The sequence below is a fragment of the Oceanobacillus indicireducens genome (genome assembly GCF_014647195.1).
Classification (GTDB): domain Bacteria; phylum Bacillota; class Bacilli; order Bacillales; family Amphibacillaceae; genus Oceanobacillus; species Oceanobacillus indicireducens.
The window spans coordinates 1-241 of record NZ_BMOS01000013.1 but is presented as its reverse complement, the minus strand read 5'-3'; positions in this window follow the sequence as shown (position 1 = coordinate 241).

Here is a 241-nt window from a genome sequence, read left to right as displayed (position 1 = left end):
GCACGCCTGATAAGCGTGAGGTCGGTGGTTCGAGTCCACTCAGGCCCATCCATCCCTTTCTAAAAAAATAAAACTTTTTCGAGAAAAAGGTTGACTTAAAATGAAATGGATGATATTATATAAAAGTTGCCTCGGAAAAAATGAGGCGGCCAGAAATTTGCTCTTTGAAAACTGAACAAAACAACCAGTATGAAAAGAGGTAAGAAGAAACGTTGGATTTATCTAACGAGAGCTTTTTATC